This is a genomic window from Comamonas sp. Z3 (assembly GCF_008121565.1).
GTDB lineage: Bacteria > Pseudomonadota > Gammaproteobacteria > Burkholderiales > Burkholderiaceae_C > Comamonas > Comamonas brasiliensis.
Window position 1 is genome coordinate 230905 of the sequence record NZ_VOQU01000003.1, and the last position, 13439, is coordinate 244343.

At 63.9% G+C, this 13439-nt stretch carries 12 protein-coding genes; 7 read left to right on the top strand and 5 right to left on the bottom strand.

Annotated elements, in window-relative coordinates; all coding sequences use genetic code 11:
• Position 1: 1 nt before the first annotated feature.
• Positions 2-1162, bottom strand: a complete 1161-nt coding sequence (sucC, locus tag FSY59_RS09610; RefSeq protein ID WP_003060063.1) for an ADP-forming succinate--CoA ligase subunit beta — start codon at positions 1160-1162, stop codon at positions 2-4.
• A 472-nt stretch (positions 1163-1634) separates the two neighbouring features.
• Here sucC and argC point away from each other — a divergent pair, with 472 nt between their 5' ends.
• The 3 genes from argC to yddG all read left to right on the top strand — a co-directional run bounded on the left by argC (position 1635) and on the right by yddG (position 5757).
• Positions 1635-2567 (top strand): N-acetyl-gamma-glutamyl-phosphate reductase, encoded by a 933-nt coding sequence (argC, locus tag FSY59_RS09615; protein ID WP_003060061.1) that lies wholly within the window; start codon positions 1635-1637, stop codon positions 2565-2567.
• Between the two features lie 719 nt (positions 2568-3286).
• A complete protein-coding gene (gene cycA / locus FSY59_RS09620) occupies positions 3287-4699 on the top strand; it encodes a D-serine/D-alanine/glycine transporter (protein WP_003060059.1) in 1413 nt (470 codons plus the stop codon).
• A gap of 137 nt (positions 4700-4836) precedes the next feature.
• Positions 4837-5757, top strand: a complete 921-nt coding sequence (gene yddG / locus FSY59_RS09625) for an aromatic amino acid DMT transporter YddG (protein ID WP_148728877.1) — start codon at positions 4837-4839, stop codon at positions 5755-5757.
• A gap of 25 nt (positions 5758-5782) precedes the next feature.
• Here yddG and FSY59_RS09630 read toward each other — a convergent pair whose 3' ends face one another.
• From FSY59_RS09630 to recA, 3 genes are all read right to left on the bottom strand, one after another.
• Entirely contained in the window at positions 5783-6517 is a 735-nt protein-coding gene (locus tag FSY59_RS09630; protein ID WP_043375942.1) for a hypothetical protein, read from the bottom strand.
• A gap of 59 nt (positions 6518-6576) precedes the next feature.
• The gene (gene recX / locus FSY59_RS09635) at positions 6577-7047 is read right to left on the bottom strand and encodes a recombination regulator RecX (protein ID WP_148728878.1); all 471 of its coding nucleotides are present in this window, start codon (positions 7045-7047) and stop codon (positions 6577-6579) included.
• 190 nt (positions 7048-7237) lie between these two features.
• Complete coding sequence (gene recA, locus FSY59_RS09640; protein WP_003060050.1) at positions 7238-8347, bottom strand: recombinase RecA; 1110 nt, start codon at positions 8345-8347, stop codon at positions 7238-7240.
• 138 nt (positions 8348-8485) lie between these two features.
• On the opposite strand from recA, the gene FSY59_RS09645 reads away from it, so the two are divergent.
• The 4 genes from FSY59_RS09645 (at position 8486) to FSY59_RS09660 (ending at position 12510) form a co-directional block, all read left to right on the top strand.
• Complete coding sequence (locus tag FSY59_RS09645) at positions 8486-8977, top strand: MarR family winged helix-turn-helix transcriptional regulator (RefSeq protein ID WP_003060049.1); 492 nt, start codon at positions 8486-8488, stop codon at positions 8975-8977.
• 109 nt (positions 8978-9086) lie between these two features.
• The gene (locus tag FSY59_RS09650; RefSeq protein WP_003060046.1) at positions 9087-9764 is read left to right on the top strand and encodes a response regulator transcription factor; all 678 of its coding nucleotides are present in this window, start codon (positions 9087-9089) and stop codon (positions 9762-9764) included.
• 105 nt (positions 9765-9869) lie between these two features.
• Positions 9870-11312: a sensor histidine kinase gene (locus FSY59_RS09655; protein ID WP_043375945.1), complete on the top strand. Its 1443-nt coding sequence runs from the start codon at positions 9870-9872 to the stop codon at positions 11310-11312.
• 220 nt (positions 11313-11532) lie between these two features.
• Positions 11533-12510: a tripartite tricarboxylate transporter substrate-binding protein gene (locus FSY59_RS09660; protein WP_003060043.1), complete on the top strand. Its 978-nt coding sequence runs from the start codon at positions 11533-11535 to the stop codon at positions 12508-12510.
• Between the two features lie 90 nt (positions 12511-12600).
• On the opposite strand, the gene FSY59_RS09665 is transcribed toward FSY59_RS09660, so the two are convergent.
• On the bottom strand, positions 12601-13380 hold the full coding sequence (locus FSY59_RS09665; RefSeq protein ID WP_148728879.1) for an SPOR domain-containing protein: 780 nt from the start codon (positions 13378-13380) through the stop codon (positions 12601-12603).
• Positions 13381-13439 lie beyond the last annotated feature (59 nt).

A 13439-nucleotide genomic window follows, 5' to 3' on the forward strand; every position in this document is an offset into this window, starting at 1 on the left:
ATTACTTAACGGCAGCAACGATCTTGGTCGCTGCTTCAGCCATGGTGTCAGCAGCGATGATGGGCAGACCGGAATCCTTGAGGATCTGCTTGCCCAGCTCTTCGTTGGTGCCCTTCATGCGCACGACCAGAGGCACGCTCAGGTTCACGGCCTTGCAGGCGGTGACCACGCCGTTGGCGATGGTGTCGCACTTCATGATGCCGCCGAAGATATTGACCAAAATACCCTTGACTTCAGGGTTCTTGAGCATGATCTTGAAGGCTTCCGTCACCTTCTCGGCCGTAGCGCCGCCGCCCACGTCCAGGAAGTTGGCAGGTTCGCCGCCGAACAGCTTGATGGTGTCCATGGTGGCCATGGCCAGACCGGCGCCGTTCACCAGGCAGCCGATGTTGCCGTCCAGGGAGATGTAGGCCAGATCGAACTTGGAGGCTTCGATTTCGGCAGCGTCTTCTTCGTCCAGATCGCGGAAGGCCACGATTTCGGGGTGGCGGAACAGCGCGTTGGGGTCGAAGTTGAACTTGGCGTCCAGGGCCATCAGGTCGCCCTTGGAGTCGCAGTTCAGGGGGTTGATTTCCACCAGCGACGCGTCGGTGTCCATGTAGCACTTGTAGATCTTGGCGAACAGATCCACGGCCTGATCCACGGACTTGCCTTCCAGACCGATGGCAGCTGCCACCTTGCGCGATTGCGCTTCGGTGATGCCGGTCAGGGGGTCGATCATCTCGGTGATGATCTTTTCGGGAGTGGAGTGAGCCACTTCCTCGATGTCCATGCCGCCTTCGCTGGAAGCGATCAAGGCAACCTTCTGTGTGGCACGGTCAGTCACCAGCGACACATACAGTTCGTTCTTGATGTCGGCGCCGTCTTCGATGTACAGGCGACGGACCTTCTGACCTTCGGGGCCGGTCTGGTGAGTCACCAGCTGCATGCCCAGGATCTGCTCGGACAGCTTCTGCACGTCCTCGATGGACTTGGCAACCTTCACGCCGCCGCCCTTGCCGCGGCCACCAGCGTGGATCTGGGCCTTCACCACCCACACGGGTCCACCCAGCTTCTGGGCTGCTTCAACAGCCTCTTGCACGGTAAACGCAGGAATGCCACGGGGAACGGGCACACCAAATTGGCGCAAGATTTCCTTGCCTTGGTATTCATGAATCTTCATGACTTTGTCTCTCTGAACTGAGGGGAAATACCCGCTTGCCACCGACTCGGGGGAGCCTGGCCATCGGGTTCATATGACATGGCGAGCAGGAATGTACCATGCTGCACCGCGCAAAACGACACCTGAACATGCGCAAAATCCACAATTTCACGCAACTTTGTCGTGTTCCGGAAACAGCTGCAATGCCTTGAATTTCTTAGGGAAATTATTCCTACACGATATCTTTTCTTCCCGCAACTTTCTTATGTCTTATATACGAGTCAAGGGCATTGAAGCAGCGGCTGGCAATGTGCTGACAACTGCGAATAGCTGCTACGTCTACTGGGCCATTCGCGCAAGACTTGCCTAAAAGACAGGCAGTGCGCATGCCTGACGAGATTCAAGGACAATCACCGCTCGGAAAGCGGCAATGGTGCCGCAGGCAGCGGCATATAAACCAAGAAATGCGCGCGCCGGTGCAGGAGAAAATGCAATGGCAAAAGTCTTTATTGACGGAGAAGCAGGAACCACAGGTCTGCAGATCCGTGATCGTCTGGTCGATTTTGCAGGTGTGGAGCTGGTCAGCATCGACCCCGCACTGCGCAAGGACCCGGCCGCCAAACGCTCTCTGATTGCCGGCGTGGACCTGGTCATCCTCTGCCTGCACGACGATGCCGCCCGTGAAACCGCTGCCATGGTGGACTCCATCACCGCAGAGACTGGCCGCGCCATCAAGATCATCGACGCCTCCACCGCCCATCGCACGGCCGCAGGCTGGGTCTACGGCTTCCCCGAACTGCGCGCCGGCCAGCTCGACGCCGTGAAGAACGCCACCCGCGTCTCCAACCCCGGCTGCTATGCCACGGGCGCCATCGCCCTGCTGGCACCGCTGGTGGCTGCCGGCCTGATTCCCGCCGACTACCCCGTGAGCCTGCCCTCCGTGTCCGGCTACACCGGCGGCGGCCGCACCATGATCGAAGCCTACGAAGGCGGCGATGCCGCACCTTACGAGGCCTACGCACTGGGTCTGTCGCACAAGCACATTCCCGAAATCCTGCACTACACCGGCATGACCCGCCGCCCCGTGTTCATCCCCGCCGTGAGCAACTTTGCCCAGGGGATGCTGGTGCAGCTGCCGTTGCACCTCGATCTGCTGCCCGGCGCGCCCAAGGCCGCCGACCTGCACGACGCTCTGGCCAGCCATTACGCCCAGACCAACACCAGCGCCAACTGGGTCAGCGTGCTGCCGCCCACGGACGACAACAAGCTGGCCGCCGATACCCTGGCCAATACCAACAAGCTGGAACTGCGCGTGTTTGCCAACGAGCAATATCGCCAGGCCGTGCTGATCGCACGTCTGGACAATCTGGGCAAGGGTGCCAGCGGCGCCGCCGTGCAGAACCTGCAGATCATGCTGGGCCTGTAAGCGTGGGCTCGGTCGGCGCTCCGACTCGCTACGGTTGCGATAGCTGCAGGCGCTTGCCCCGCGCGCACCAGCGCCTGCATGCGCTCCACATCGGCTGATGCCCGCCCCGGCGGGCATATCTAATACGCCTGCCCGGCACCGGCCCGCCGCCGAACTCCTGCGGCGCCAGGACGCCGGGCACTGCTTGCCAGACCGGACACGAAGACAAAGGGCCGGCACAGGGCGGTTGACACCGCCAGGTGCTGCTGCCCCAGCCCGGATGCCAGTACCCCGGATGCCATGGGCCGGCTTGGTTTATCCTTGCCGACTCTAAGAGCGTGTTTACGATCTCCTCGCGCCGCGACAGAGGCTTTGCGGGATGGGATGCAAGGGGGCGGCCCCCCGCGCGCGACACCGCAGCAATAGCCGCGCTATTGCGAGGATTCGCGCGGCCGGCGAGGCAACGTCGCAGACCGCCCCTGACCGGGCGTCCGCAAAGCCCCTGTCCCGAAGGGTTGGAGCGCAATCGGGCGATTTCTGTGCGCTAACTCTTGCTTGCACCCCGGTGCAAGCAGCGAGCCATCGCTTCGAACTCATCCCGATTGCGCTCCAACGCGGCTGCGTAGAGATCGTAAACACGCTCTAAGATTTCAGGTTTCCTGCCAGCCATTGCGGTCCGGCGCCGCAGCGGCGGCGTTGCCGTTCGTGGCGACGGCAGCTTTTGCAAAGGTTTCCCTCAGATGACTCGCAAGGCATCAGACGCGCCGGGCCAGGATGGCCATGACCACCTGCAACGCAATCTCACCAATCGCCACATACAGCTGATCGCCATCGGCGGCGCCATAGGTACGGGCCTGTTCATGGGCTCGGGCAAGACCATCAGCCTGGCCGGGCCGTCCATCGTCTTCGTGTACATGGCCATCGGCATCATGCTGTTCTTCGTGATGCGGGCCATGGGCGAGCTGCTGCTGTCCAATCTTCAGTACCGCTCCTTCATCGATTTCTCTGCCGATCTGCTGGGCCCCTGGGCAGGCTTTTTCACGGGCTGGACCTACTGGTTCTGCTGGATCGTCACCGGCATCGCGGATGTGATTGCCATCACCGGCTACGCACAGTTCTGGTTCCCCGACATCCCGCAGTGGCTGCCTGCCATTGCCTGCGTGCTGCTGCTGCTGGGCCTGAACCTGCTGACGGTGAAGCTGTTCGGCGAGACCGAGTTCTGGTTCGCCATGATCAAGATCGTGGCCATCGTGACGCTGATCGGCGTGGGCCTGTGGATGGTGTTCTCGGGCTTCGTATCGCCTGCGGGTCGCCAGGCTGCGCTGGCCAATCTCTGGAATGACGGCGGCATGTTCCCCAACGGTCTGATGGGCTTTTTCGCGGGCTTCCAGATTGCGGTGTTCGCCTTTGTCGGCATCGAACTGGTAGGCACCACCGCCGCCGAGGCCAAGGATCCGGAGCGCACGCTGCCGCGCGCCATCAACTCGATTCCCGTGCGCATCATCGTCTTTTACGTGCTGGCGCTGGTGGCCATCATGACCGTCACGCCCTGGCGCGACGTGGTGCCGGGCAAGAGCCCGTTCGTGGAACTGTTCGTGCTGGCCGGTCTGCCCGCCGCAGCCGGCGTGATCAACTTCGTGGTGCTGACCTCGGCCGCCTCCTCGGCCAACAGCGGAGTGTTCTCCACCAGCCGCATGCTCTACGGCCTGTCGCTCAAGGGCGATGCCCCCAAGTCCTTCGGCACCCTGTCATCGCGCAGCGTGCCCTCGCGCGGCCTCATGTTTTCGTGCATCTGCCTGCTGGCAGGCGCTTTCCTGATGTGGATGATTCCCGATCTGATGGAAGCCTTCACCCTGGTGACCACGGTATCGGCCATTCTGTTCATGTTTGTCTGGTCGCTGATTCTGCTGTCCTACATCGCCTACCGCCGCCAGCGTGCAGCGCTGCACCTGGCCTCCCGTTTCAGGATGCCCGGCGGCGTCCCCATGTGTGTGGCCTGCCTGGCCTTCTTCGCGGGTATTCTGGTGCTGCTCACGCTCAAGGACGATACGCGCCAGGCACTGATCGTCACCCCGTTGTGGTTTGTGCTGCTGGGCGTGGCCTACCAGTTCGTGCGCAAGCGCGCCGCGGTCGGTGTGGTGGCAATCCAGTAAGCTCGGCGCACAATGCGCGGCATTCTTGTTTTGGATAGCAGCTGGCACTTTCCCAGCATGGAATTTGAGGTGTTTTGCCTGAAATTCCTTATCTGAAAGGCGCAGGTAGCTATTGTTTTGATAATCCGGCCCGTCCCATGTCCCAGAATCCCAGCCTGCAGCACCGCGCCACCCTGATAGGCCTGCTGGCCGTGCTCTGCTGGAGCTGCACCGTGGGCCTGATGCGCGCCGTGGCCGAGCCGCTGGGTGCGGTCGGCGGCGCGGCCTGCCTCTACACCATGGCCGCCCTCTGCATTGCCGTGGCACGCGGGCGCAAAGGCTGGCGCGAGCTGGCCCGCTGGCGCAGCATGCATCCGGCCTATCTCTGGGGCTGCGGCCTGCTGTTCTTGGTCTACGAGATCTGCCTGTCCGTGGCCGTGGGCCTGGCTCACGACCGCAGCCAGGCCATGGAGATCGGGCTCATCAACTACCTCTGGCCCAGCCTCACCATCGTGCTGGCCGTGCTGTGCGGCCAGCAGGCGGCGCGCTGGTGGCTGTGGCCCGGGGTGCTGATCTGCCTGTGGGGCCTGGCGCGCGTGCTGGGCGGCGCAAGCTTCAGCCTGCCGGTCATGTGGAGCCATGTACAGAGCAACCCGCTGGCCTATGGCATGGGTTTTGCCGCCGCCCTGCTCTGGCCGGCCTATTCGCTGCTGGCGCGCCGCCATGGTGCGGGCTTCAACGCCGTGGGCCTGTTCGTGACCTGGACGGCCTTGGCGCTGTGGCTCAAATGGCTGATGCTGGACGCACCACAGCCCATGCACTGGACCTGGCTCACCGCCGGCCAGGTGGTTCTGGTCGGCGCACTCACGGCGCTGGGCTACAGCTGCTGGGAGCATGGCATCCAACATGGCAAGCTGGCCCTGCTGGCCGCGGCGTCCTACTTCACGCCCGTGCTCTCGGCGCTGATGGCCAGCGCCCTGCTGCAGGTGTTGCCGGGCTGGAGCTTCTGGCAGGGCGTGGCCCTGGTCACGCTGGGCTCGCTGATCTGCTGGTGGGCGACACGCAGCAGCCGGGACTAGGCCAGCACCGCGCCCACCCGGTCCCTCAGGCAGTCAGCCAGATGCCGAAGCCGAGCACGGCAGCATGCCCGGCCAGCAAGATCCACAGCAGCGTCCAGGGCGGCTCGGTCAGGCCCTGCAGCATCTCCTGGATGCGGGCGCCCAGAAAGGCGCGCAGCGCCGGATCGTCCTTGCCGCCTTCGCTGCCCCACTGGGCGCGCGTGTGGCCCCATTCCTCGAGCAGGTCGGCCAGCGGCAAGCGATTGAGCACGCTGCGCACCACGAACTGCACGGCACGCCCGTTGCCGACCCAGGGCTGCAGATGCTCCATCGCCGCGCCCACGGTGAGCAGATCGGCCGCCTTGTGCATGGCCTTGTGAGCGCTGGGCAGGGCCTCGATGCGCTGTGCCAGCATGGCCGCCAGACGCTCGGCCAGGCCCTGGCCGTAGCGCGCCACCAGCTTGCCTGCCGCGCGGGCGCGGCCCAACTGCAGACCGACCATGAGGTAGGCGGGAATGATGAAGATCAGGACCACGGCCACCAGCAGCGGCGGCGACATCAGCAGGCTGATCACGGCGCCGTAGATGCCGGTATGGGCCGAGGCATGAATGCCCTGGCCGGGATCGGCCATCAGGCGCGAAAAATAGAACACGGCCGCGCCGCAGCCCAGCACCAGGGCCAGCAAGGCACCGAGCATCAGGCCGCCCAGCAGCGATTTGCCGGCACTCAGGCCCACGCGCAGGGCGGATGGGGCGTCAGGGGGTTGCGAAGCAGTCAGCACGTGGGTCCCTCCGGTGTAAGAAGCGGTTCCTCGTCCAGCAGGAGGGAGCAGGCTGCAGCTCAGTCCTCGCTGTCGGGTGCTGCGCAGTATGGAGCATCGCGCAGCACGCGTGAAGCCACATCTGCCGAAAAGCCGCGCGAAGCCAGAAAGCGCAGCTGCCTGGCCTTTTCCTTGATGTCGACGGGAACGCTGCCAAAACGCTTGCACCACAGCTCGCGCGCACGCTGCAGCTCGCTGCAGCGCAGCTGCTCGCCCGCCTGGCGCACGGTCTCTTCATCCAGCCCCTTGCTGCGCAGGTCATGCACCAGACGCGCTGCGCCATAACGGCTGGCCTTGCTGCGCATGACAGACTCGACCACGCGCTCCACGCTGATGAAGCCACGCTGCTCCAGCTCGTCGAGAACGGCATTCAGATCATCGCCCTCCTCCACATGTGCAGCGAGCTTGCGCTGCAGCTCCAGCCGCGAATGCTCGCGCTGCGCCAGCAGCTTCAGGGCGCGGCCCTTGAGTGAGAGCTTGGCAAAGCTCATGCTCGGATCTCTCCCATAAAAAATGCGCAGGGACCGCCTGCGCAAAGATGGCTAACTTTTGGCCCCGCCAGGCTTTCACATCGATAGCAGCGAGCACCGGGCCAGGGCCCCGCTGCCCTGCAGCGGGAATCTCAGTCCCTGCCGATGCCAGGCATTCGGCAAGGGAAAGCGACCTGGTCGCTCAGGAGGCTCAGGCCTCGATCACACCGTCCTTGTCTACCTTGCCCTTGCCGCCCTTGGCAGGCTTGGCTTCGGCGGCGGCAGCCCCGTCCATGGGCAGCAGCTTGATGCCCAGGCTATCGCGCACCTTGTTCTCGATTTCGATGGCCAGCGCGGGGTTCTCGCGCAGAAACTCACGCGAGTTGTCGCGGCCCTGGCCGATTTTTTCGCCGTTGTAGGCATACCAGGCACCGCTTTTTTCCAGGATCTTGGCGTTCACGCCCATGTCCAGAATCTCGCCTTCGCGGCTGATGCCTTCGCCAAACAAGATGTCGAACTCGGCCGTCTTGAAGGGAGGCGAGACCTTGTTCTTCACGACCTTGACCTTGGTTTCGTTGCCGATGGCCTCATCGCCCTTCTTGATGGTGCCGGTGCGGCGGATATCCAGACGCACGGAGGCATAGAACTTCAGCGCATTGCCGCCGGTGGTGGTCTCGGGCGAGCCGAACATCACGCCGATCTTCATGCGGATCTGGTTGATGAAGATGACCATGCAGTTGGTCTTCTTGATGGTGGCCGTCAGCTTGCGCAGGGCCTGGCTCATCAGACGGGCCTGCAGGCCGGGCAGGGCGTCGCCCATCTCGCCTTCGATTTCGGCCTTGGGCGTCAATGCGGCCACCGAGTCGATGACGATCAGATCCACGGCACCCGAGCGCACCAGGCTGTCGCAGATTTCAAGGGCCTGCTCACCGGTGTCGGGCTGGCTGATCAACAGATCGTTGAGGTTCACGCCCAGCTTCTGGGCATAGCCGGTGTCGAGTGCGTGTTCGGCATCGATGAAGGCACAGGTGCCGGCCTGCTTTTGCATCTCGGCAATGACCTGCAGCGTCAGCGTGGTCTTGCCCGAGGATTCTGGACCGTAGATTTCAATCACGCGACCACGCGGCAGACCACCCACGCCCAGTGCGATATCCAGGCCCAGCGAGCCGGTGGAGACGACCTGGATGTCTTCAATGGCCTCACCTTCGCCGAGCTTCATGATGGTGCCCTTGCCGAACTGCTTTTCGATCTGGGCCAGGGCGGCTGCCAGGGCTTTGGCTTTTTCGCTGTTGGCGTCGTTGGTCTTGGCGATGGCGTTCATATCAGGCTCCGAAGTAGGTGAATGACTGTCTGTGGCCAGCCCTGTCTTTACATTCAGGCTGGATGCTTGAACAGTAGTTTATGAGCTTGTATCGGCTGTGCGTCCAAATATTTAGTCAGTTTGCCTTACTATTTACCCATGTCCGAAATTGCACCTGTCACCCCCGCCGAAGATGCCTGGCGCCAGACCCATCTGGGCCGCCTGCTCGGCCATGCCATGCGCCGCTTCGATGCACGCGTGCTGCAGCTCATGGCACGCGATGTGGAGGTGCCGCTGGCCCTGTCCAACCTGGCGGCGCGCGACAAGGTGGGGGCAGCCCACATCCACATCACGCGCCATCTGTCCCTGGCCGGCGACCGCCTCACCGATCTGGCCGACAAGGCAGGCATGAGCAAACAGGCCATGGCCGACCTGGTGACGCAGTGCGAGGCCTGGGGCCTGGTCACGCGCGCGATCGACCCGCACGATGGGCGCGCCAGGCGCGTGCGCTTCACCGATGCGGGCCTGGTCTGGCTGCGGGCTTTTCACGACGCCGTGAGCCAGGCCGAGGCCGAGTTCCGCGAGGCCGTGGGCGAGGATGTGGCCACCGTGGTGGCGCTGGGCCTGGAAGCCTATGCCGAAGGCTACTGAGGCCCGACGCCTGCGAGCGCCTGTCGACAATTGCGCCGGACGGCCTTGGCCCGTCCCTACAATGGCAGCAAAAGTGCAAACAGGCACACATAACAAGCAGGAGACTCCCATGCGCATACTGATTGCCGAAGACGACCAGGTGCTGGCAGACGGCCTGCTGCGCACACTGCGCAGCTCGGGCGCCGTCGTCAGCCATGTGGCCAACGGCAGCGAGGCCGATACCGCCTTGCTGACCAGCAGCGAATTCGATTTGCTGATTCTCGATCTGGGCCTGCCCAAGGTGCACGGCCTGGAAGTGCTCAAGCGCCTGCGCGGGCGCGGCGACGCGCTGCCGGTGCTGATTCTCACGGCAGCCGATTCCATCGAGGAGCGGGTGCAAGGCCTGGACTACGGTGCCGACGACTACATGGCCAAGCCGTTTGCGCTGTCCGAGCTGGAAGCGCGCGTACGCGCCCTCACGCGTCGCGGCATGGGCGGTGCCAGCTCCACCATCAAGCATGGCCCGCTGGTCTATGACCAGACCGGCCGGGTCGCCACCATCGACGGCAAGATGGTGGAGCTGTCGGCACGCGAGCTGGGTCTGCTCGAGGTGCTGCTGCAACGCGCAGGCCGCCTGGTCAGCAAGGACCAGCTGGTGGAGCGCCTGTGCGAATGGGGCGAGGAGGTGAGCAACAATGCCATCGAGGTCTATATCCACCGGCTGCGCAAGAAGATCGAGAAAGGGCCGATCCGCATCGCCACCGTGCGTGGCCTCGGCTACTGCCTGGAAAAAATCACCCCTCCCTGAGCGGCTTTGCCTAGGCTGCCCCGCCGCTTCCCCCCAGGGGGACGGCAGCCTTTGCTTCGGGGCGGCCCTCGCTGGCTGCCTCTTGGATGAGATAGCGCACCAGCCATGAAGATCTTTCAGCGTGAGCAGCGATCCCTCTTTGGCGAGATCCTCGACTGGATGCTCACGCCGCTGCTGCTGCTCTGGCCCGTGAGCCTGGCGCTGACCTGGCTGGTGGCCCAGGGCCTGGCCAACAAGCCCTTCGATCGCGCACTGGAGTACAACGCCCAGGCCCTGGCCCAGCTGGTCATCGTGCAGCGCGGCAAGGTGCAGTTCAATCTGCCGCAGTCCGCCAGCGAGATCCTGCGCGCCGATGAGTCGGACACGGTGTTCTTCCAGGTCCGCGGCACCAGGGGCGAATATCTGGCCGGCGAACGCGACCTGCCCCGCCCGCCTACCACCGATGAGGACCCGCCCACGGGCACGGTGCTGCTGCGCGACGAGGAATACAAGGGCATAGACCTGCGCGTGGCCTATATCTGGGTGCGCATGCCGCTGCCCGGCGAGCCCAGCGCCCTGGTGCAGGTCGCCGAAACGCGCGAAAAGCGCAGCGTGCTGGCCACGGAAATCATCAAGGGCGTGATGCTGCCGCAGTTCGTCATCCTGCCGCTGGCCGCGCTGCTGGTGTGGCTGGCGCTGGCGCGCGGCATCAAGCCGCTGCACCGGCTGGAGGAACGCATCCGCGCGCGCAAGCCCGAAGATCTCTCGCCCATCAACCACAAGGATGTGCCGCTGGAAGTGGTGCCGCTGGTCGACTCGGTCAACGATCTGCTGCAGCGTCTGCATGACTCCATCGCCACGCAAAAGCGCTTTCTGGCCGACGCCGCCCACCAGTTGAAGACCCCGCTGGCGGGGCTGCGCATGCAGGCCGACCTGGCCCAGCGCGAGGGCACGAATACCGAAGATCTGAAGCGCTCGCTGGCGCAGATCGGCCGCTCCAGCATGCGCGCCACGCATACCGTCAACCAGTTGCTGGCGCTGGCGCGGGCCGAGAGCGCCGTACCCGCCATGCAGGGCTGCAACCTCGTGCGCATCGTCACTGAGGTGGTGCAGGACTGCCTGCCGCGCGCCATGGACAAGCACATCGACCTGGGCTACGAGGGCGCCGGCGCCAGCACGCCCGGCGTCTGGCTCAACGGCAATGCCACGCTGCTGACCGAGCTGGTGCGCAATCTGGTGGACAACGCCATCAACTACACGCCATCGACCAGCAAACAGCCAGGCGTGGTCACCGTGCGCGTGCAGGCCGATCATTTCGGCCAGATCCTGCTGCTGCAGGTCGAGGACTCCGGCCCCGGCGTGCCGCTGGCCGAGCGCGAGCTGATCTTCCAGCCCTTTTACCGCGCACTGGGCTCCGAAGCCGACGGCTCCGGCCTGGGTCTGCCCATCGTCATGGAAATCGCACGCCAGCATGGCGCGCAAGTGCTGCTGCAAGACGCCAGGCCCGGCCATGTGCCGCCGGGAGCGCTGTTTACCGTGCGCTTCAAGGCCATGCCGGGACAGCAGTGAAATCGTTCCGCACGCGCACCAACTTGGTGCCCTTGCGGCCTGAAAAACCGCGCCAGACTTGGCTTTGCGCCCCTTTGCCCCGATTCGCATAACGGAAACTGCGTATCTGACAACCTCTCGCTTACCCTAGAATCAATTCGATCATGGGTTGTCTGAGGAGTCGCTTTTTGTGCCACCGCAAGACAGCAATTTGGAATCAACGGATCCAGGGAGCTTTTTGATGCAACGTCGTCAATTCATCTACACCGCCGCTGCTGCCGCAGCCGCTTCTTCCTTCTCCGGCATGAGCATGGCGCAGGACACCTCGCGTCCTCTGCGCATCGTCGTGCCCTTCCCTGCCGGCGGCCCCACCGACATGGTGCCCCGCAACATGCAGGACGTGCTGATCAAGCTGCTGGGCGGCCAGGCCGTGGTGATTGAAAACAAGGCCGGAGCCGGCGGCTCCATCGGCATGGCCGAAGTGGCCCGCGCCACCGACGGCGTGACCTTCGGTATCGCCACGCTGTCCACCCATGGCGTGAACCCCGCCGTGTTCAAGAAGCTGCCCTACGACGCGACCAACGACTTCGTGGGCGTGACCGAGATCGTGAAGGCTCCCGGCGTGCTGGTGATCAACCCCAAGCTGATCCCCGTGAAGACTTTTGCCGAGTTCGTAGCCTACCTCAAGGCCAACCCCGGCAAGGTGTCCTTTGCCACTCCCGGCAACGGCACCATCGGTCACATGTGGGGCGCCCAGTTCCTCAAGAGCACGGGCACCGAAATGCACCACATCCCCTACCGCGGCTCGGCTCCGGCCATCAACGACGTGCTGGGCAACCAGGTGCCGGTCTACTTCGACCAGGTGAACTCTTCGCTGCCCCATATCAAGTCGGGCAAGGTGCGCGCCCTGGCCGTGTCCTGGCACGAGCGCCTGGACGTGCTGCCCGATGTGCAGACCTATGCCCAGGCCGGTCACCCCGACCTGAACGAGCCTTCCTGGTTCGGCCTGGTGGCCCCCAAGAACACGCCTGCCGCGCAAGTGGAACGCGTGCAAAAGGCCATCGTTGCCGCGCTGAAGGACCCCGCCGTCAAGCAGCGCATGGCTGCTCAAGGCCTGTATCCCTCGGGCACATCGAGCGCTGACTTCACCAAGCAGATCTCCAGCGAAGTGGCCAAGATGAAGAAGCTGGCCGCAGCGGCCAATATTCATCTGGACTAAAAACAGGAGCTGGTTGCGCTTGTTGCAACTGGTTTTCCAATACAAAAGGCCTGCAAATGCAGGCCTTTCTTACGATAGAAGCTACAAAAATTACTTGGCGCAGGCTTGCAATGCCTTGGGCACCAGGTTCTTGCCAGCCAGCGCGGCCACTTCGTTGCGGAAGGTGGGTGTGGCCTTGGGCAGGCGCAGCGCATAGGTAGTCACATCGGGGCGCTCCTGCACCACGCGTGCGGTACGCACGCCCTGGCGCGCAAACGTGGCCAGCTGGCGCTGCGCAGCTTCTTCGGTAGAGAAACGGCCCAGAGACAAGCCCGGCTCCAGATTGCCACCCGCTCGGTCAAAGTCGATATTCATCAGACGCAGCTCGCCGCGCTTGCGGTCCAGGAATTCGGTATCGGGGAACTTGCCCATATAGACCATCCAGCGCCCGCCCTGGTGGCTGGCCACCAGCTCCCAGTCGCTCTTGGACTTGCCCGCCAGCGCACGGCGAATGCTGTCGGCCTGCGCCTCCTCGATGCCGCTGGCCTGATAGCAGGTCTCGGGCTCCTTGACCGCTGTTTTGGCGTCCTTTGCAGGCTTGGCGTCCTCGGCCTTGGCCTCGGGCTTGCTGTCCGCCTGCGCATCGGGCCTGGATGCGGGCGCACCATCGTCCACTGCGGGTGCCTCGGACGGCTCGGTCTTTGCGGGTTCGGGAGCCGGCGCGGCTTCAGGTTGCTGCAATACCAGCGCATCGGGCTTGATCTGCTCCTGCAGGCGCTGCGGCTCGGACTGTAGCTCCGGCGCCAGCCCCATGCCGGCCAGATAGCCGTGGCTCCACAGGTAGTAGCCGGCGTTGCCCAGCACCAGGAGCAGAAAAACGATTCTCAGCATGGCGTTCCCATATCAATGTTATCCGCCAGGTTACAGCCCCTGCATGGCCTGTGAACCCG